Here is an 18,060-nt window from a genome sequence, read left to right on the forward strand (position 1 = left end):
CCCCCGTGAGCCAGGTCTGGACGACGCCGCACCGCCCGACCCCCGTGGACGCCGTCGTCCCGCTGCCCGGCTCCAAGTCGATCACCGCGCGGGCGCTCGTCCTGGCCGCGCTCGCCGACGGCCCGAGCCGCGTCGTGCGCCCGCTGCGGGCCCGCGACACCGACCTCATGGCCGCGGGCCTGCGCGCGCTCGGCGTCGGCATCGCCGAGGACGGCGCCGACTGGCTGGTCACCCCCGGGGAGCTGCGCGGCCCGGCGGAGGTCGACGCCGGGCTGGCCGGCACCGTGCTGCGCTTCCTGCCGCCGGTGGCCGCCCTCGCCGACGGCCCGGTCCGGCTCGACGGCGACCCGCGGCTGCGCGAGCGCCCCAACGCCGGCCTCATCGCGGCGCTGCGCGACCTCGGCGTGCAGGTCGACGACGGCGGCCGCGGCCGGGCGCCGTTCACCGTGCTCGGCACCGGCGCGGTCCGCGGCGGCGCGGTGACCGTCGACGCGAGCGAGTCCTCGCAGATCGTCTCCGGGCTGCTGCTGGCCGCCGCCCGGTTCGCCGGCGGGATCGACCTCGCCCTGGCCGGCGGGGTGCCGTCGATGCCGCACGTGGAGATGACCGTCGCCGCACTGCGCGAGCACGGCGTCGACGTCGTCGCCACCGACCGCGGGTGGCGGGTCTCCCCCGGGCGGCCGGCCGCGCTCGACCGCGTCGTCGAGCCCGACCTGTCCAACGCCGCGCCGTTCCTCGCCGCCGCGCTGGTCACCGGCGGGCGGGTCACCGTGCCCGACTGGCCGGCGGTCACCACCCAGCCCGGCGCGCAGCTGGACCGACTGCTGGGCGCGATGGGCGCCGAGGTCGAGCGGACGCCGGACGGCCTGCGGGTCACCGGCACCGGCCGCGTCGCCCCGCTGGTCGCCGACCTCGGCGACGTCGGCGAGCTGACCCCCGTGCTCGCCGCGCTCTGCGCGCTGGCCGACGGGCCCTCGCGGCTGACCGGCATCGCCCACCTGCGCGGCCACGAGACCGACCGCCTCCAGGCCCTCGACGAGGTGCTCACCGCCGTCGGCGCCCGCGTCCGGCAGCTGCCCGACGGCCTGGAGGTGGAGCCGGGCCCGCTGCGGCCGGCGCTGCTGGACTCCTACGCCGACCACCGCATGGTGCACGCCGCCGCCGTCCTCGGCCTCGCGGTCGAGGGCGTGCGGGTGTCCGGGGCCGAGGCGGTCACCAAGACGCTGCCGGACTTCCGCGAGCGCTGGGCGGGCATGCTCTCCACGACCGCGGGGGTGGCCTCCTGAGCCGCCGCCACGACAGCCGCTCGGACGAGGACGACGTCCGGGTCCGGCCCAACCGGCGCGGGTCCCGCCCGCGCACCCGCACCCGGCCGGCGCACTCCGACGCCGTCCCGGGCCTGGTGATCGCGGTCGACCGCGGCCGGATGACCGTCCGGGTCCCCGGTCCGGACGGCGCCCCGCTCGAGGTGACCGCGATGCGCGCCCGGGAGCTGGGGCGGCACGGCGTCGTCGTCGGGGACCGGGTGCGGCTGGTCGGCGACACCAGCGGCCGGCCCGACACCCTCGCCCGGATCGTCGTCATCGAGGACCGGACGACGTCGCTGCGGCGCACCGCCGACGACACCGACCCCACCGAGCGGGTCGTGGTGGCCAACGCCGAGCAGCTCGTCGTCGTCACCTCGGTGACCGACCCCGACCCGGCGCTGGGGTTCCTCGACCGCTGCCTGGTGGCCGCCTACGCCGGCGGGCTGGAGCCGCTGTTCTGCCTGACCAAGACCGACCTGGCCAGCCCGCAGGCGCTGCTGGACCGCTACGCGGGGCTGGACGTCGGCGCGGTGCCGGTGTCCCGGGAGACGCCGCTGGGCCCGCTGCTCGAGCGGCTGGAGGGGCGCACCAGCGTGTTCGTGGGGCAGTCGGGCGTGGGCAAGTCGACGCTGGTGAACCGGCTGGTGCCCGAGGCGGACCGGGCCATCGGCGAGGTGACGAAGGTCGGGAAGGGGCGGCACACGTCGTCGTCGGCGGTGCTGTTCGACCTGCCCGGCGGCGGCACGATCGTCGACACACCCGGCATCCGCTCGCTGGGGCTGGCGCACGTCACCGCCGACGACGTCGTCGCGGCCTTCGACGACCTCGCCGAGGCCGCCGTCGACTGTCCGCCGGGCTGCGGGCACTCCGCCGACGACCCGGACTGCGCGCTGGACGCCTGGGCCGCCGACGGTCCGCCCGGCCGCGCCGAGCGGCTGGCCAGCGTGCGGCGGCTGCTCGACGCCGTGGGCCAGCTCGGCCCGGGCTACTGACGGGAGGAGCCCCGTGGAACAGCAGGTCCACTTCCTCACGCTGGCCACCGCCGACCTCGACGCCGCCCGGCGGTTCTACGTCGAGGGCCTGGGCTGGACGCCGCTGCTCGACGTGCCCGGCGAGATCGTGTTCTTCCAGGTCGCGCCGGGCACCGTGCTGGCCTTCTTCGAGACGGCGAAGTTCGCCCAGGACCTCGGTACCGGGCCCGCCCGGCCGGAGGTGTCCGGGCTGACGCTGGCGCACAACGTCGGCGACCGCGACGCCGTCGCCGCGCTGTGCGAGCGGATGGCCGCCGCCGGGGGCACGGTGCTCACCCCGCCCGGGGAGGGCGCCTTCGGCGGCGTCTTCCACGCGCTGGTGCGCGACCCCAACGGCGTCGTCTGGGAGATCGGGCACAACCCCGGCTGGTCGGTCGACGCCGACGGGACCGTGCGGCTCGGCTAGCCGAACAGCCCGTCGTCCATCGGCTCGTCGACCGCCTCGATCCGCACGTCGAGGTCGACGCCCAGCGAGCCGGGGTCGTCGATCCACACGCAGGTGCCGGTCTGCTCGTCGAGCCGGACCCGGTACGCCTCCGGGTAGCGGTCCAGCACCTCGACCACGCCGGCCCGGACGTCGAGGTCCCGCGACCGGAGCAGCGAGCAGCAGTCGCACCGCGGCTCGTACCGCGGCGTCGGACGGACGACCGCCTCCCAGGCCGGCCGTCCGCCGTGCTCGACCCGGGTGACGGAGTCGACCTCCAGGCCGGGCACGCCCGGCTCCCCGGTGTCCGGGTCCCGGCCGTCGGCGAGCTCGACCGGGTCGAGCAGCGCCACCCAGTCGTAGCTCTGGTACATCGGCGCGTCGTAGGAGGGCCCCTCCGGCCGGACCGCCACCAGCCCGTCGTCCCGCAGGACCGGCCCGGGACCGTCCGCCGGCCAGGGGTGGACGACCTCCCGCCCGCCGTCCGGACCGAGGAGCACCGACCGCTGCCGCGGCTCGTGGACGACCTGCAGCAGCTCGCCGTCGAGGGTCTCGACGCGGAGCCGATCGGGCCGGCGCAGCCACGCACGCAGGGGCTGGGTCCGCCACGGGTGACCGGGCCGGCGCACGGTGAACCGCAGCGTCGTCCACCGCCACGGCGAGGAGCGGGCGAGCGCGCGGAAGGCGTCGGCGTCGGGCACGCCCGGAGTGTGACCCCGCACCCGGGCCCCCGTCCTGGGAGAAGTCGTGCTCTGCCCCGCCCGTGGGGGCAGAGCACGAGCACAGGCAGGTGGACTAGACGTCCACCCAGCCGCCGGTCCGCCAGTACAGCCCGGCCTCGCGGGACAGCAGCCCCTCGTCGACCAGGTAGCGGCGCAGCGCCGCGGTGTCGGGGTGCCAGACCGCCAGCAGCGCGTTGACCTCGCGCTCGGGATAGCGGACGCCGACGTCGAACACCCGGACCACGTGCTCGAGCACCAGGCGCCGCTTGCTCCGCTGCGCCGGGATGGTGGTCAGCCGGCCGTCGCGGATGAACGCGGCGAGCACCGCGGACTCGGCCGGGTCGTCCGACAGCGGCTCCGGCGCGGGCGCCGCCTCGGCCGCGGCGCGCGCGGCGGCGCCGAACCGGTCGGTCAGCAGTTCGAGGACGTGCCCGTCCCGGCGGACCAGCCCGGCGCGGGCGAGCCGGCGGGCGGCGAGCGCGACGTCCTTGAGCGACAGCCCCGAGGCCGCGGCGACGTCCTCGATCGTCCCGGCGCCGAGCGCCAGGGCCGCCACCACCCTCAGCCGGGTGGGGTCGGCCAGGAGCCCCACGATCGTCGCCGCTTCCATCCCCTCGACGGTATCCGTGCATCGGAGCACGTGGGCGGGGGTAGCGGCACCGGCATGGTGAGCCCGATCGACCTCCAGAAGGCCCTCAAGGGCATCGACTACCCGGCGAGCAAGGAGCAGATCCTCGAGCACGCCAAGGGTGCCGACAAGGAGGTCCTCGACGCGCTGCAGGAGATCGACGACCGGGAGTACGAGGGGCCCAGCGGCATCAGTGCCGCCGTCTTCGACTGACCGCCCGCTAGGTTCGGTGCCCATGACACCGGGCCGGGACTTCACGGGGGACATGCACCTGGCGCACGTGCTGGCCGACCAGGCGGACTCCATCAGCATGGAGCGGTTCCGGGCCCTCGACCTCGCCGTCGAGACCAAGCCGGACCTGACGCCGGTCACCGACGCCGACCGCGCCGTCGAGGAGCAGCTGCGGACCACCCTCGCCCGGGCCCGCACGCGGGACGCCGTGCTCGGCGAGGAGTTCGGCGTCACCGGGCACGGGCCGCGGCGCTGGGTGCTCGACCCGATCGACGGGACGAAGAACTTCGTCCGCGGCGTGCCGGTGTGGGCGACCCTCATCGCGCTGTTCGACGGCGACGAGGCGGTCGTCGGCCTGGTATCGGCGCCGGCGCTCAACCGCCGCTGGTGGGCGGCCAAGGACGTCGGTGCCTGGACCGGGCGGCGGCTGGAGTCGGCCACCCGGTGCCACGTCTCCGGCATCTCCGACCTCGGCGACGCGAGCCTGTCCTACTCCAGCCTGTCCGGCTGGGAGGAGCGCGGCCTGCTCGACGGGTTCCTCGACCTCACGCGGTCGGTGTGGCGCACCCGCGCCTACGGCGACTTCTGGAGCTACGTCCTGCTGGCCGAGGGCGCGGTCGACGTCGCGTGCGAGCCCGAGGTGTCGCTGTGGGACCTCGCCGCGCTCGACGTCATCGTGCGCGAGGCCGGCGGGCGGTTCTCCGACCTCACCGGCGCCGACGGCCCGGCCGGCGGCAGCGCGCTGGCCACCAACGGCGCGCTGCACGACGCCGCGCTGGCCCACCTGAAGCTGCCCGGCCCCGCGGCCTGAACGCGACGGCGGCCCCTCCCCGACGCCGGGGAGGGGCCGCCGTCGTGTCCGGGGCTACGCCGTGGGGCGCGGGCCGCCGCCGGTGCCGCGGCCACCGGTGAACCGGCGGCGGGCGTCGTCGATCCGGGCCTTGGTCTTGGGGTCCCTCGCCAGCTGCTGGGCCTTGGCCGACACCTGCTTGAGGGTCTGCTGACCCTTCGGGCTGCGGGCGAACTGGGCCACCTTGTCGAACACCGACGCCATCTCGCGTGCCTCCTCTCGCCGGGGCCCGTCCTGGGCCCCTCGTCGGGGTCAACGGTGCCCGGGGCGGCACCGTTCCATGCGGCCGGTCAGGCCCGCCGCGGCGCGACCGGCAGGCCGGTGCCGCGCCCGGCCAGGACCGCCGCCCCGACCGCGGACGCGCTGCGCAGCGGCAGGTACGTCACCGGCCGGCCCAGCAGGCCCGCGAGGGTCTCCCGCACCAGCGGCGAGCGCCCCCCGCCCCCGGTCAGGACGACGGGGCCGTCGGGCACCTCACCGAGCAGCCCGGCCGCCGCGGCGACGGCGGACAGCACCCCCTCGACGGCGGCCCGGGCGAGGTCGGCGCGGGTGGTGCCGGCGCCCAGGCCGGACCAGCCGGCGCGGTCGCCGGGCCCGGCCACCCCGCCGCGCTCGCCGGTGAGGAACGGCCGGAACACCGCTCCCCCGGCCCCCGGCGGCGACGTCGCGGCCAGGTCGAACAGCGCGGCGAGCGGGACGCCGAGCACGCCGGCCACCCAGGTCCACGCCGAGCCGCCGTTCTGCAGCGCGGCCATCGCGTACCAGCCGCGCTCGGCGTCCGCGTAGCCGTGCACCGGCGGGTCGTCGGCCGGGGCCGGCGTCCAGCCGGGCCGCAGCACCTGCGCGCCGGTGCCGAGGTTCACCTGCAGTCCGGCGGTCGTGCCGGCCGCGAGCAGCGCCAACGGGGTGTCCCCGCCGCCCACCACGACCGGGACCTCCGCCCCGCCGAGCACCGCCGTCCCGGCCACCTCCGCCGAGGTCCGCACCGCCGGGAGCAGGCCGGGCGGCACCCCCGCCGCGGCCCGCGCGGCGGCGGACCAGCCGTCGGCGACGACGTCCCACAGCAGCGTGGCCGAGGCGTCGCTGCGGTCGGTGACCCGCGGGTCGGTGCCGGGCAGCAGGGTGGCGCGGAGGGCGTCCTTGGGCAGCAGGACGGCCGCGGCGCGGTCGACGAGGCCGGGCCGGTGCGCCGCCAGCCAGGCCAGCACCGGGCCGGTCATCCCCGGCACCAGCGGGTTGGCCAGCGCGGCGCGGTCGGGCACCGGCAGTGCCCGCCAGCGGGCGACCTCCGCGGCAGCCCGCCGGTCCGGCCACAGCACCGCGGGCGCGAGCGCGGCGCCGGCGTCGTCGACGAGCACCGTGCCGTGCATCTGGCCGGACAGCCCCAGCCCGGCCACCGGCCGGCCGCCCAGCGCGGGCAGCAGCCGGGCCAGGGCGTCGTCGAACGCCGCCCGCCAGGTGCCGACGGCGCACTCGGCCCAGCCCTCCCGCGGGCTCTCCACGGGGTAGCCGGCCTCGGTCTCCGCGACGGTGCCGCCGTCCTCGCCCAGCGCGACGAGCTTGAGCCCGCTGGTGCCCAGGTCGGCACCGAGCAGGACGGCGCTCACCGGGGGCCGTGCGCGAACCCGCCGGAGCGGCCGTTCCGGTCGGCCAGCAGCCCGGCCAGCGTGCTCAGCGCGATCTCGGCCGGCGCGCGGGAGCCGATGTCCAGCCCGATCGGCCGGTGCACCCGGGCCACCTCCTCCGGCGGGACGCCGAGCGCGGCCAGTGCCGCCACGTGCGGGCCCTCGTGCCGCGGGTTGCCCATGACGCCCACCCAGCGGACCCGGCGGGCCAGCGCGTCCCGCAGCACCTCGCCGAGCTCGGGGCGGTGGTGGTCGGTGACCACGACGTCGGCCCGGTCGAGGTCGAGGGCGTCCTCGAGGTCGGCCAGCGTGCGGGCGCCGTCCCCGCCGGCCGGGTCGACCAGCGCGGCGCGGAAGCCGAGCTCGGCGCCCCAGCGCAGCAGCACCTCGGCCACCGGGGAGGCGAACACCGCGACCAGCACCCGGTCGGTCGCCTCGGCAGCCGGCGCCCCGTGCGCGACGCCGCAGGCCGGGTCGCTCACGCGGCGCGCTCCGGGCTGTCGCCGTAGGCGTAGCCGGCGTCGGCGTACCGGCCACCGACGGCGACCCCGGGCGGGGCGATCTCGCCGAGCCGCGCCAGGTCCTCCGCCGACAGCTCGACGGCGAGCGCGCCGGCGTTCTCCTCCAGGTAGGACCGCCGCTTGGTGCCGGGGATCGGGACGACGTCGGGACCCTGCGCCAGCACCCAGGCCAGCGCCAGCTGCCCGGGCGTGCAGCCCTTCTCCCCCGCCATCGCGCGGACGGCGTCGACGAGGCGCAGGTTCGCCGTGAACGCCTCGCCGGTGAATCGCGGGTGGGTGCGCCGCCAGTCGTCCTCGGCGAAGTCGTCGGGGCTGGTGATCGCGCCGGTGAGGAAGCCGCGGCCGAGCGGGCTGAACGGCACGATCCCGATGCCGTGCTCGCGCGCGACGCCCAGCACGGTGTCTCCGCCCGCCCCACCACCCCTGCCGACCTCGAGGTCGCGCGTCCACAGCGACCACTCGCTCTGCAGCGCCGCGATCGGGTGCACGGCCACCGCCCGGCGGATCGACGCCGCGGACGCCTCCGACAGCCCGAGGTGGCGGACCTTGCCCTGCTGCACCAGCTCGGCCATCGCCCCGACGGTGTCCTCGATCGGCACCCGCGGGTCCACCCGGTGCTGGTAGTACAGGTCGATCACGTCGACGCCGAGCCGGCGCAGGCTGGCCTCGGCGCAGGCGCGCACGTTCTCCGGCCGGCCGTCGATGTCCATGCCGCCGCGGTCGTTGCGCCGCAGCGAGAACTTCGTCGCCAGCTGCACCTCGTCCCGCCGGTCCCGGATCGCCTCGCCGACGAGCTCCTCGTTGTGCCCGTCGCCGTAGACGTCGGAGGTGTCGAGGAAGGTGACGCCGAGGTCGAGCGCGCGGTGGACCGTCGCGATCGACTCGTCGCGGTCGGCGGCGCCGTACATCTGGCTCATGCCCATGCAGCCCAGGCCGAGGGCGGAGACGGCCAGGCCGTCCCGGCCGAGCGTGCGGGTACCGGCGGGAGCAGTCATGCCCCGCATCCTCGTCCCGCCGCGAGCGGCCCCGCCACCGGCCGTTTCCGGGTCGGTCGCCCGGGTAGCCGCCCGGGCGACCGACCCCGGGAGGACCCCATGAGCGCGCGCCCCGCCCGCCGCACGGCCCGACTGCTCGGCCTGGCCAGCCTCGGCCTCGGCACCTCGATGCTGGCCTCGCCCGCGGCCGTCGCCCGCTTCGCCGGCGTCGACGACTCCCCCGTGGCGCTGCCCGTGGTCACCGCGGTCGGGGCCCGGGAGCTCGCCCACGCCGCCGGGCTGCTCGCCGGCCGCCCCGGCTGGGCGTGGACCCGCGTCGCCGGCGACGCCGTCGACCTGGCCGTCATGGGCGTCGCCCTGCAGAACCGGCGCGGGGAGCGCGAGCGCCGGCTGCGCACCGTCGTCGTCGGCGCCTCGGTGCTGGCGGCGCTGGACCTGCTCACCGCCCTGCGCTCCCGGAGGCGGACGCCGGCCCCCTCCCCCACCCCGGTGACCCGGCCGACGACGGGGCTGGTGGCGCCGATGGTCGACGTCCGGCCGGCGCTGGCCGGGCAGCCCCGTCGCCCGGTCGCCCCGACCCCGGACGCCGGGTAGGGCTCAGCCGCGCGCCAGGCCGTCGACGCGGGCGACCTCCTCGGCCGACAGCGCGAAGCCGCCGACCTCGAGGTTGGCCCGGATCCGCTCCGGGGTGGCCGACTTCGGGATCACCACGACACCGTGCTCGACGTGCCAGCGCAGCACGACCTGCGCCGGCGTGACGCCGTGCGCGTCGGCGACCTCGCGCAGCACCGGGTCGCCGAGGTCGGTGTTCTTGAACGGGCTGTACCCCTCGAGGACGACGCCGCGCTCCCGGTGCCCGTCCTCCACCGCCGGGTCGTACAGCGCCGGTGCCCAGCTCACCTGGTTGACCTGCGGCGTCACGCCGGTCGCCCGGGTGAGCCGGTCCACCGCGTCGAGGGAGTAGTTGCTGACCCCGACCGCCCGGGCCCGCCCGTCCTCGCGCGCGGCGACGAACCGCTCCCACAGGCCCTCGTCGGAGCCGCCGGGCGGCCAGTGCACCAGCCACAGGTCGACGGCGTCGAGACCGAGTGCGCCCAGCGACGCCGACAGCGTGCGGTCGGCCCGGCCCGCCTCGCGCGGCGGCAGCTTGGTGGTCACGAAGACCTCGTCCCGGTCGACGCCGGAGTCGCGCAGCGCCCGGCCGACCTCGGCCTCGTTGCGGTACATCGTCGCGGTGTCCAGGTGCCGGTAGCCGGCGTCCAGGGCGGTGCGCACGGCGTCGTAGCAGGTGCTGCCGGTCATCTGCCAGGTGCCGAAGCCGAGCAGCGGCATGTTGCCGCCGCCGGTCAGCGGCGCGGACGGGAGGGGCGCGGTCATGCCGCAGCCCTGCCCGGACCGGCCGGCGACGACACGCGCCTCAGCGGACGGGCGCGGTCAGGAACCCGTCGACGACGGCCGCCAGCTCGGGCGCGGCGAACACGTCGTAGTGGGTGCGCCCGGGCAGGACCGCCAGCCGCGAGGCCGGCCGCCCCGACCCGTCCCACCCGGCGTCACGCAGCCCGCCGCCGAGCAGCGCGAAGAACTCCGCCGCGTGCGCGGGCGGGATGCCGTCGGCGTCGCCGTAGGCCAGCAGCACCGGCGCGGACAGCCCGCGGACGTCGTCGGACCAGTCGTAGGGCGTGCGCAGCAGGTCACCGGTCTTGTCCATGAGCGCCGGGAACGCGTCCACGTCGGGCGCGACGGCGGCGTAGGCGGCGTACACCGGCGTCTGCCGCATGCCCTCGAACCCGGCGCCGGACACCGAGGCCATGCCGTCGAGCACGTCGGGGAACCAGCCGTCCCGCCGGCACGGCGCGGAGACGACGACCAGCCGGCGCACCACCTCCGGGTGCCGGATCGCCGTCCGCAGGGCCACCCCGCCGCCGAGGGAGTAGCCGAGGACATCGGCCGGGCCGAGGTCCAGGTGCCGGACCAGCGCGGCGACGTCGTCGGCGAGGGCGTCCCAGGTGAGGCGCCGCGCGACGTCGGCGGTGCGCCCGTGCCCCTGCAGCTCGACGGCGACCACCCGCCGGTGCGCGGCCAGCCGGTCGAGGACGTCGCCGAACACCTCCACCACGCCGAAGCCGCCGTGGACGACGACCAGCGGGGTGCCGCCCTCCCCCAGGCTCCGCCAGTACATGCGCACGCCCCCGGTCACCGGCGCGTACCCCTCGTCGACCCGCAGCTCCGTCGTCGTCATGCGGGGAGGACCGCCGCGGAGCCGGGAAGTCATCGGGGTGGTGGGATGGGCGGCAGACGGTGCCCGTCCCGGGGCGCCCGGCGAGGAGGTCCGCGTGCAGTACGCCGAGTCCGTCGTCGACCTGATCGGCGGCACCCCGCTGGTCCGGCTGTCGAGGGTCACCGCCGACCTCGGCCCGGACGCGCCGCTGGTGCTGGCCAAGGTCGAGTACCTCAACCCCGGCGGGTCGGTGAAGGACCGGATCGCCGTGCGCATGGTCGACGCCGCCGAGGCCAGCGGGGAGCTGAAGCCGGGCGGGACGATCGTCGAGCCGACCAGCGGCAACACCGGCATCGGCCTGGCACTGGTCGCCCAGCAGCGCGGCTACGACTGCATCTTCGTGTGCCCGGACAAGGTCAGCCAGGACAAGATCAACGTGCTGCGGGCCTACGGCGCCGAGGTCGTCGTCTGCCCCACCGCCGTCGACCCGTCCGACCCGCGGTCGTACTACTCCGTCTCCGACCGGCTGGCCCGCGAGACCCCCGGCGGCTGGAAGCCCGACCAGTACGCCAACCCGGCCAACCCGCGGTCGCACTACGAGACGACCGGCCCGGAGATCTGGGAGCAGACCGAGGGGAAGGTCACCTGCTTCGTCACCGGGGTCGGCACCGGCGGCACGATCAGCGGCATCGGCCGCTACCTCAAGGAGGTCGGCGACGGCCGGGTGCAGGTGGTCGGCGTCGACCCCGAGGGGTCGGTGTACTCCGGCGGCACCGGCCGCCCCTACCTGGTCGAGGGCGTCGGCGAGGACTTCTGGCCCGACGCCTACGACCGCTCGATCGCCGACCGGATCGTCCCGGTCTCCGACGCCGACTCCTTCCGGATGACCCGGCGGCTGGCCCGCGAGGAGGGGCTGCTGGTCGGCGGTTCCTGCGGGATGGCCGTCGCCGGCGCGCTGCGCGCGGCGGCGGACCTCGGCCCCGACGACGTCGTGGTGGTGCTCCTGCCCGACGGCGGCCGCGGCTACCTGAACAAGATCTTCAACGACCGGTGGATGGCCGACTACGGCTTCCTCGACGTCGCCACCGGCGAGACGGTGGGCGAGCTGCTCGCCGCCAAGGACGGCGCGACGCCGGTGCTGGTGCACACCCACCCCAACGAGACGGTGCGCGACGCCATCGACATCCTGCGCGAGTACGGCGTCAGCCAGATGCCGGTCGTGCGGGCGGAGCCGCCGGTGACCGCCGGCGAGGTCGTCGGCTCGGTGGACGAGAAGGTGCTGCTCGACGCGCTGTTCGCCGGCCGCGCCTCGCTGTCGGACCGGGTGGAGCGGCACATGTCCGCGCCGCTGCCGATCATCGGCTCCGGCGAGCCGGTCAGCGCCGCGGTGGCCGAGTTCGGCGAGGCCGACGCGCTGGTGGTGCACGTCGACGGCAAGCCCGCGGGCGTGGTCACCCGGCAGGACGTGCTCGGCCACCTGGCGGGGGTGACCCGGTGACCGGGTTCCCCGGCTTCGACACCCGCGCGATCCACGCCGGGCAGGACCCCGACCCGGCCACCGGCGCCGTCGTCGTCCCGCTGCACCTGGCCACCACCTTCAAGCAGGACGGCGTCGGCGGGCTGCGCAACGGCTACGAGTACGCCCGCAGCGCCAACCCGACCCGCGACGCCCTGCAGCAGCTGCTGGCCTCCCTCGAGGAGGGGACCGCGGGCCTGGCGTTCGCCTCCGGCCTGGCCGCCGAGGACACCCTGCTGCGCACCGTGTGCGAGCCCGGCAGCCACGTGGTCCTCGGCGGCGACGCCTACGGCGGCACGTTCCGGCTCATCTCGAAGGTGGTCTCGCGCTGGGGCGTCGAGCACACCCCCGTCGACCTCAACGACCCCGACGCGCTGCGCGCCGCCATCCGGCCCGGCGCCACCCGCGTCATCTGGTGCGAGACGCCGACCAACCCCCTGCTCAACGTCGCCGACATCGCGCTCACCGCGGAGGTCGCGCACGGGGCCGGCGCGCTGCTCGTCGTCGACAACACCTTCGCCAGCCCCTACCTGCAGCGGCCGCTGACCCTGGGCGCCGACGTCGTCGTGCACTCCACGACGAAGTACCTCGGCGGGCACTCCGACGTCGTCGGCGGGGCGCTCGTCGTCCGCGACGCCGACCTCGCCGAGCAGCTCGCCTACCACCAGAACGCGATGGGCGGGGTGTCCGGCCCGCTGTCGGACTGGCTGGTGCTGCGCGGGATCAAGACCCTCGGCGTGCGGATGGAGCGGCACCAGGCCAACGCCGCCCGGATCGCCGGGTACCTGTCGGAGCACCCGGCGGTGTCCCGCGTGCTCTACCCCGGCCTGCCCGACCACCCCGGCCACGACATCGCGGTCAAGCAGATGTCCGGCGCCGGCGGGATGCTGTCGTTCCGGCTCGCCGGCGGCGAGGAGGCGGCGCTGCGGGTGTGCGAGCGGGCGCGGCTGTTCACGCTGGCCGAGTCCCTCGGCGGGGTCGAGTCGCTGATCGAGCACCCGCACCGGATGACGCACGCCAGCGCCGCGGGCTCCCCGCTGGAGGTGCCGGGCGACCTGGTGCGCCTGTCGGTGGGCATCGAGGACGTCGACGACCTGCTCGCCGACCTGGAGCAGGCGCTGGGGTGAGCGCCGGCCCGGCGATCAGCGCGGAGCGGTGAGCAGAAGGACCCCGTCCTCCTCACCCCTCGCAAGCTCGGGGCGAGCCTCTGGACAGGGCCGGTCAACGCGGAAGAGTCAGGATCTTCGGGCCGTCCTCGGTGACCGCGACCGTGTGCTCCACGTGCGCGGCCCGGCTGCCGTCGGCGCTGCGCAGCGTCCAGCCGTCGGCGTCCACCCGGTAGTCGTCGCTGCCGCCGGCGAGGAACCACGGCTCGATCGCGATCACCAGCCCGGCGCGCAGCGGCACGCCGCGGCCGGCGCGGCCCTCGTTGGGCACGTGCGGCGCCTCGTGCATGGTGCGGCCGACACCGTGCCCGCCCTGGTCGGTGTTGATGCCGCAGCCGCCGGCCCGGCCCACCGCCCCGATCGCCGCCGAGACGTCGCCCACCCGGTTGCCGACCACCGCGGCCGCGATCCCGGCCGCCAGCGCCCGCTCGGCGGTGGCCACCAGCGCGAGGTCCTCAGGGCGCGCGGTCCCGACCGGGAAGGTGGTGGCCGAGTCGCCGACCCAGCCGTCCAGGGTGGCGCCGGCGTCGACGCTGAGCAGGTCGCCGTCCTCCAGCTCCCGGGTCGTCGGGATGCCGTGCAGCGCGACGTCGTTGACCGACAGGCAGACCACCCCGGGGAACGGCGGCGTGGTCGCGTGCGGGGCGTAGCCGAGGAACGGCGAGGTGGCGCCGGCGTCGGCGAGGACGTCGCGGGCCACCTGGTCCAGCTGGGTCAGCCGGACGCCGGGGGCGGCCGCGGCGCGGACGGCGGCCAGCACGTCGGCCACCACCGCCCCGGCGGCCCGCATGGCCTCCAGCTCGCCCGGCGTGCGCAGCTCGATCATCTCGTCCTCCCGGGATCGGTGTCCCGGCAGTACCGGGATTCATATCCCGGTATTACTATCACGCCATGGTGCGACCGCCGTTGAGTCCCGAGGAGCGCGAGCGCGGCCGCCGGCTGGGCGCCCTGCTGCGGGCCGCGCGCGGCGACCGCTCCCCCGCCGAGGTCTCCGCCGCGTCCGGGGTGAGCCTCGAGGCGCTGCGGAAGATCGAGTCCGGGCGGGTGCCCACCCCGGCGTTCTTCACCGTCGCCGCGCTGGCCCGCGCGCTCGACGTCCCGCTCGACCGCCTGGCCGCCGACCTCGCCGCCCCGGCGACCGGCGCCGTCCTGTCCGCCTGAGGGCGCTCAGTCGGCCAGCGACAGGGCCCCGGTCGGGCACTGCTGCACGGCGTCCCGCGCGGCGTCCCCGTCGTCCGGCGTCTCCTGCAGCACCCGCACCGCGCCGTCGTCGTCGACCTCGAAGGCGTCCGGGGCGAGCAGCTCGCACTGCCCCGACCCCACGCACAGCTCGCGGTCGGCGGTGACCCGCATCAGCGGGTCCCGCCCAGCCGGGCCGGCAGCCGCTTGAGGCCGTTGACGAACGAGGACGCGAGCCGGTCGGGCGGGCCGGTCACCTCGAGGTCGGGCAGCTGGTCGAAGACGGCCCGGAAGGTCACCTGCAGCTCGCGGCGGGCCAGGTGCGCGCCGAGGCAGAAGTGCGGCCCCTTCGAGCCGAACCCGACGTGCGGGTTGGGGTCGCGGCCGACGTCGAACCGCTGCGGGTCGGTGAAGACCTCGGGATCGCGGTTGGCCGCCGCGTAGAACAGCAGGAACTTCTCCCCGGCGGTGAAGCGGTGACCGCCGACCTCGCCGTCCTGCGTGGCGGTGCGGCGCATCCAGGTGACCGGGCTGACCCAGCGCACCACCTCCTCGACGGCGGTGCGGTCCAGCGACGGGTCGGCGGCCCACCGCGCCCGCTCCTCCGGCCACTCCGACAGCGCCAGCAGGCCCTGGGAGATGGCGTTGCGGGTGGTCTCGTTGCCGGCCACCAGCAGCAGGATGAAGAACGAGGCGATCTCCTGGTGGGACAGCCGCTCGCCGTCGACCTCGGTGGTGACCAGCGCGGTGGTGAGGTCGTCGCGGGGCTCGGCGACCCGCTCGGCGGCCAGCCGCTCCATGAGCGCGGCCATCTCCATGCCCGCGGTGAGGAAGGCGGTCAGCGGGTCGTCGTTCTCGATGAGCTCCGGGTCGCCGCCGGACAGGATGACGTTCGAGTTGGCCAGCACGGCCGGCCGGTCGGCCTCGGGGACGCCCATCATGTCGCAGATGACCCGCAGCGGGACGGGGGCGGCGATGTCGGCGACGACGTCGATGACGCCGCCGTTGGCCGCGGCCGTCGCCCGGGCGCGCGCCAGGACGTCGTCGACGACCGCGCGCACCGAGTCCAGGGTCCGCTCGAGCATCCGCGGGGTGAACGTCTTCGAGACGATCCGGCGGATCTTGGCGTGCCGCGGGTCGTCCATGCTGATCAGCGAGCCGTAGAACTCGTGCAGGTCGGCCGGGACGTCCTGCATCGACACCGCGCCCTGGCCCGAGCAGAACACCGCCGGCTGCGAGCTGATCGCCTCGAGGTCGGCGTAGCGGGTGACGGCGTGGTAGCCGGGGCCGGCCGGGATGCCGGGGAGGTCGGGCTCGGCGAAGAACGCGAAGGGCCGCTCCCGGCGCAGCCGGTCCAGGGCCGCGTGCCGCTCGGCCGGCGGGCGGGTCCACCAGTCCCGGTCGGACAGGTCGACGTCGGCCAGGTCGATGTCAGCCAGGTCGATGTCAGCCGGGTCGATGTCGGACAGGTCGATGCCGGCCGGGTCGACGTCGGCGGGGCCGGCGACCCCGGTACCGGCTTCGGTCTGCGGGATCGGGGCCTCGACGCTCACGGACGACCTCCTCGTCGAACGGTCAGCAGTGACCGTCAACCTAGAGAGGACGGCGTGTGAGGGGCAACACACCCGCGTCCGCGGCCGCCCGGCCGCTCGCGGGTCAGGCGTCGCCGCGGTCGACCAGGTCGCCGTACTCGGGGTGGCGCTCGATCCAGCCGCGGACGAACGAGCAACGCGGCACCACCGTCTCCCCGCGCGACCGGACGTCGTCCAGGGCCGCCCGGACGAGCTTCCCGCCCAGCCCGGACCCCTCGGCGTCGGGGTCGATCTCGGTGTGGGTGAAGACCACCTGCGCACCCCGGCGGGAGTAGGCGGCCAGCCCCAGCAGGCGGTCGCCGTCGCGGATCTCGTAACGCTCGGACTCAGGGGCGTCCTGCACGGTCGGCTCCATGCCGTTCCGCAACCGGGCCGGCGTCCGCCCTGTTCCCGCCGCCCGGGCCGGGACGCGACGAGGGCCCCGGAGCGTCTGCTCCGGGGCCCTCGTGCCGTGGTAGCGGGGACAGGATTCGAACCTGCGACCTCTGGGTTATGAGCCCAGCGAGCTACCGAGCTGCTCCACCCCGCGTCGGTAGCACCCACTGTACACGCCTCCTCGACGCCGCTGCCGGGGGTGTGGGCAGCGCCACCCGGGTAGGACCGCAGGTGCCGGGTGAGCAGCCGCCCGGCAGCGCTCCGGCCCGGAGGCAGCCCGATGACAGCGAGCACGAGCAACCAGGACGTCGTCGAGATCCTGACCACCGACCACCACGAGGTCCTCGACCTCGTCGGCCGCATCCCCACCGCCGATCCCGCCGAGCGGCGCGACATGGCCGACACCGTCATCGCCGAGCTGATGCGGCACTCGGTCGCCGAGGAGATGTTCGTCTACCCGGCCATGCGCGAGCACCTGCCCGACGGCGAGGCCGCGGTGCAGGACGACATCCAGGAGCACCAGCAGCTGGTGGAGGTGATGAAGGAGCTCGAGGACGTCGACTCCGCCGACCCCCGGTTCGTGGAGACCCTCGGCCGCCTCGAGCAGCTGCTGCGCCACCACGTCACCGACGAGGAGACCGAGCAGTTCCCCCAGCTGCGCGCCCGGCTGAGCCCGGACCAGCTCGTGGAGATGGGCCGGAAGGTGGAGGCGGCGAAGAAGGCCGCGCCCACCCGTCCGCACCCGTCGGCACCGCACAGCGCGCTGTTCCACAAGACGGTGGGACCGGGCGTCGGGATGGTGGACCGGCTCCGCGACGCGCTGACCGGCCGGTCGGACAACACCTGAGGCACCTGGCCCCGGTCCTCCGGCCGGAGGGCCGGGGCCCTGGTGCGGCGCCGGGGACCTTGTCCGGCGTCGGGCGCGGGAGGACGCTCGACCGCGCGGCGATGCCGCAGGGGCACCGCCGCCGGTCCGAGAGGGGGGCGGCATGTACGCCCGATCCACCACCATCCGCGCCAACCCCGGCTCGCTCGACGACGCCATCGCGTACGTACGCGACGAGGTCTGGCCGGCCCTGCAGGACATGGACGGCTGCGTCGGCCTGTCGATGATGTGCGACCGGGAGTCCGGCCGGTGCATCGCGACGTCGGCCTGGCAGGACCAGGACTCGATGCGGGCCAGCGCCGAGCGCGTCCACCCCATGCGCCGGCACCTGATGGAGCGCTTCGGGACGGGTGAGGACCTCGAGGTGCAGGAGTGGGAGATCGCCGCCCTGCACCGCGAGCACACCGCCGGGGACGGCGCCTGCGCACGGATCACCTGGACCCGCGGCGACCCGGCCAGGGTCGACCAGGTCCTGGAGATGTACCGCACCACCCTGATGCCGCGGATCCAGGAGCTGCCCGGCTTCTGCAGCGTCAGCCTGCTCCTCGACCGGGGCAGCGGCCGCGCCGTCGGCACGGTCGTGTTCGAGGACCGCGCGCACCTCGAGGGGACCCGGGACCAGGCCCGCAGGATCCGCGAGGGCGCCGTAGACACCATGGGCATCGACGTCCTCGACGTCGCCGAGATGGACCTCGTGGTCGCCCATCTCCGGGTGCCCGAGACCGTCTGACCCCGGGCACCCCCGAGGCAGGAACGGCACCGGCCCCCACCGCTGGAGCGGTGGGGGCCGGTGC

General features: G+C 76.2%; 23 protein-coding genes and 1 tRNA gene. 11 read left to right on the forward strand and 13 right to left on the reverse strand.

Going from position 1 to position 18,060, the window contains the following annotated elements; all coding sequences use genetic code 11:
- Positions 1 to 5 precede the first annotated feature (5 nt).
- The 3 genes from aroA to ACI796_RS22165 all read left to right on the forward strand — a co-directional run bounded on the left by aroA (position 6) and on the right by ACI796_RS22165 (position 2,744).
- Entirely contained in the window at positions 6 to 1,286 is a 1,281-nt protein-coding gene (aroA, locus tag ACI796_RS22155) for a 3-phosphoshikimate 1-carboxyvinyltransferase (RefSeq protein WP_456943373.1), read from the forward strand.
- Positions 1,287 to 1,426: 140 nt separating this feature from the next.
- Positions 1,427 to 2,299: a ribosome small subunit-dependent GTPase A gene (gene rsgA / locus ACI796_RS22160; RefSeq protein ID WP_456943374.1), complete on the forward strand. Its 873-nt coding sequence runs from the start codon at positions 1,427 to 1,429 to the stop codon at positions 2,297 to 2,299.
- Positions 2,300 to 2,312: 13 nt separating this feature from the next.
- Positions 2,313 to 2,744, forward strand: coding sequence for a VOC family protein (locus ACI796_RS22165; RefSeq protein ID WP_456943375.1), 432 nt, complete (start codon positions 2,313 to 2,315; stop codon positions 2,742 to 2,744).
- On the opposite strand, the gene ACI796_RS22170 is transcribed toward ACI796_RS22165, so the two are convergent.
- Together ACI796_RS22170 and ACI796_RS22175 are read right to left on the reverse strand one after the other, a co-directional pair.
- Complete coding sequence (locus ACI796_RS22170) at positions 2,741 to 3,463, reverse strand: hypothetical protein (RefSeq protein WP_456943376.1); 723 nt, start codon at positions 3,461 to 3,463, stop codon at positions 2,741 to 2,743. The two genes, ACI796_RS22165 and ACI796_RS22170, sit on opposite strands and share 4 nt — an antisense overlap.
- 94 nt (positions 3,464 to 3,557) lie before the next feature.
- The gene (locus ACI796_RS22175) at positions 3,558 to 4,094 is read right to left on the reverse strand and encodes a DUF2087 domain-containing protein (protein ID WP_456943377.1); all 537 of its coding nucleotides are present in this window, start codon (positions 4,092 to 4,094) and stop codon (positions 3,558 to 3,560) included.
- A gap of 54 nt (positions 4,095 to 4,148) precedes the next feature.
- Between ACI796_RS22175 and ACI796_RS22180 the strand changes: the two genes are divergently transcribed.
- Positions 4,149 to 4,325 (forward strand): DUF2795 domain-containing protein, encoded by a 177-nt coding sequence (locus ACI796_RS22180; protein ID WP_456943378.1) that lies wholly within the window; start codon positions 4,149 to 4,151, stop codon positions 4,323 to 4,325.
- 22 nt (positions 4,326 to 4,347) lie between these two features.
- Positions 4,348 to 5,154 carry an inositol monophosphatase family protein gene (locus tag ACI796_RS22185; RefSeq protein ID WP_456943379.1) on the forward strand — a complete coding sequence of 269 codons (807 nt, stop codon included), beginning with the start codon at positions 4,348 to 4,350 and terminating at the stop codon, positions 5,152 to 5,154.
- Between the two features lie 54 nt (positions 5,155 to 5,208).
- On the opposite strand, the gene ACI796_RS22190 is transcribed toward ACI796_RS22185, so the two are convergent.
- The 4 genes from ACI796_RS22190 to ACI796_RS22205 all read right to left on the reverse strand — a co-directional run bounded on the left by ACI796_RS22190 (position 5,209) and on the right by ACI796_RS22205 (position 8,334).
- A complete protein-coding gene (locus ACI796_RS22190; protein WP_456943380.1) occupies positions 5,209 to 5,397 on the reverse strand; it encodes a hypothetical protein in 189 nt (62 codons plus the stop codon).
- 86 nt (positions 5,398 to 5,483) lie between these two features.
- Positions 5,484 to 6,800, reverse strand: a complete 1,317-nt coding sequence (locus ACI796_RS22195; RefSeq protein WP_456943381.1) for an FGGY family carbohydrate kinase — start codon at positions 6,798 to 6,800, stop codon at positions 5,484 to 5,486.
- Complete coding sequence (locus ACI796_RS22200; protein ID WP_456943382.1) at positions 6,797 to 7,300, reverse strand: XdhC family protein; 504 nt, start codon at positions 7,298 to 7,300, stop codon at positions 6,797 to 6,799. Before ACI796_RS22200 ends, ACI796_RS22195 begins: the two co-directional genes overlap by 4 nt.
- Positions 7,297 to 8,334 carry an aldo/keto reductase gene (locus ACI796_RS22205; RefSeq protein WP_456943383.1) on the reverse strand — a complete coding sequence of 346 codons (1,038 nt, stop codon included), beginning with the start codon at positions 8,332 to 8,334 and terminating at the stop codon, positions 7,297 to 7,299. The genes ACI796_RS22200 and ACI796_RS22205 overlap by 4 nt, the downstream gene beginning before the upstream one ends.
- Positions 8,335 to 8,433: 99 nt before the next feature.
- On the opposite strand from ACI796_RS22205, the gene ACI796_RS22210 reads away from it, so the two are divergent.
- Positions 8,434 to 8,928, forward strand: coding sequence for a hypothetical protein (locus ACI796_RS22210; RefSeq protein ID WP_456943384.1), 495 nt, complete (start codon positions 8,434 to 8,436; stop codon positions 8,926 to 8,928).
- Between the two features lie 3 nt (positions 8,929 to 8,931).
- Here the strand turns inward: ACI796_RS22210 and ACI796_RS22215 are convergent, their stop codons facing one another.
- Positions 8,932 to 9,711 (reverse strand): aldo/keto reductase, encoded by a 780-nt coding sequence (locus tag ACI796_RS22215; protein ID WP_456943385.1) that lies wholly within the window; start codon positions 9,709 to 9,711, stop codon positions 8,932 to 8,934.
- Between the two features lie 40 nt (positions 9,712 to 9,751).
- Positions 9,752 to 10,573 (reverse strand): alpha/beta fold hydrolase, encoded by an 822-nt coding sequence (locus ACI796_RS22220; RefSeq protein ID WP_456943386.1) that lies wholly within the window; start codon positions 10,571 to 10,573, stop codon positions 9,752 to 9,754.
- Between the two features lie 94 nt (positions 10,574 to 10,667).
- Here ACI796_RS22220 and ACI796_RS22225 point away from each other — a divergent pair, with 94 nt between their 5' ends.
- Both ACI796_RS22225 and ACI796_RS22230 read left to right on the forward strand, forming a co-directional pair.
- Entirely contained in the window at positions 10,668 to 12,050 is a 1,383-nt protein-coding gene (locus tag ACI796_RS22225) for a cystathionine beta-synthase (RefSeq protein ID WP_456943387.1), read from the forward strand.
- On the forward strand, positions 12,047 to 13,195 hold the full coding sequence (locus tag ACI796_RS22230) for a cystathionine gamma-synthase (RefSeq protein WP_456943388.1): 1,149 nt from the start codon (positions 12,047 to 12,049) through the stop codon (positions 13,193 to 13,195). The genes ACI796_RS22225 and ACI796_RS22230 overlap by 4 nt, the downstream gene beginning before the upstream one ends.
- A gap of 94 nt (positions 13,196 to 13,289) precedes the next feature.
- On the opposite strand, the gene map is transcribed toward ACI796_RS22230, so the two are convergent.
- Entirely contained in the window at positions 13,290 to 14,060 is a 771-nt protein-coding gene (map, locus tag ACI796_RS22235; protein WP_456943389.1) for a type I methionyl aminopeptidase, read from the reverse strand.
- A 65-nt stretch (positions 14,061 to 14,125) separates the two neighbouring features.
- On the opposite strand from map, the gene ACI796_RS22240 reads away from it, so the two are divergent.
- Positions 14,126 to 14,395 carry a helix-turn-helix domain-containing protein gene (locus tag ACI796_RS22240; protein WP_456943390.1) on the forward strand — a complete coding sequence of 90 codons (270 nt, stop codon included), beginning with the start codon at positions 14,126 to 14,128 and terminating at the stop codon, positions 14,393 to 14,395.
- A gap of 6 nt (positions 14,396 to 14,401) precedes the next feature.
- Here ACI796_RS22240 and ACI796_RS22245 read toward each other — a convergent pair whose 3' ends face one another.
- The 4 genes from ACI796_RS22245 to ACI796_RS22260 all read right to left on the reverse strand — a co-directional run bounded on the left by ACI796_RS22245 (position 14,402) and on the right by ACI796_RS22260 (position 16,534).
- Positions 14,402 to 14,587: a ferredoxin gene (locus ACI796_RS22245; protein WP_456943391.1), complete on the reverse strand. Its 186-nt coding sequence runs from the start codon at positions 14,585 to 14,587 to the stop codon at positions 14,402 to 14,404.
- Entirely contained in the window at positions 14,587 to 15,966 is a 1,380-nt protein-coding gene (locus ACI796_RS22250) for a cytochrome P450 (RefSeq protein ID WP_456943392.1), read from the reverse strand. Before ACI796_RS22250 ends, ACI796_RS22245 begins: the two co-directional genes overlap by 1 nt.
- Before the next feature lie 103 nt (positions 15,967 to 16,069).
- Positions 16,070 to 16,348 (reverse strand): GNAT family N-acetyltransferase, encoded by a 279-nt coding sequence (locus ACI796_RS22255; RefSeq protein WP_456943393.1) that lies wholly within the window; start codon positions 16,346 to 16,348, stop codon positions 16,070 to 16,072.
- 109 nt (positions 16,349 to 16,457) lie between these two features.
- Positions 16,458 to 16,534 (reverse strand) — tRNA-Met (locus tag ACI796_RS22260).
- A 126-nt stretch (positions 16,535 to 16,660) separates the two neighbouring features.
- On the opposite strand from ACI796_RS22260, the gene ACI796_RS22265 reads away from it, so the two are divergent.
- Together ACI796_RS22265 and ACI796_RS22270 are read left to right on the forward strand one after the other, a co-directional pair.
- Positions 16,661 to 17,227, forward strand: a complete 567-nt coding sequence (locus tag ACI796_RS22265; RefSeq protein ID WP_456943394.1) for a hemerythrin domain-containing protein — start codon at positions 16,661 to 16,663, stop codon at positions 17,225 to 17,227.
- 142 nt (positions 17,228 to 17,369) lie between these two features.
- Positions 17,370 to 17,996 (forward strand): antibiotic biosynthesis monooxygenase, encoded by a 627-nt coding sequence (locus tag ACI796_RS22270; RefSeq protein ID WP_456943395.1) that lies wholly within the window; start codon positions 17,370 to 17,372, stop codon positions 17,994 to 17,996.
- The last annotated feature ends 64 nt before the right edge of the window (positions 17,997 to 18,060 follow it).

It is taken from the genome of Geodermatophilus sp. SYSU D00525, assembly GCF_054050475.1.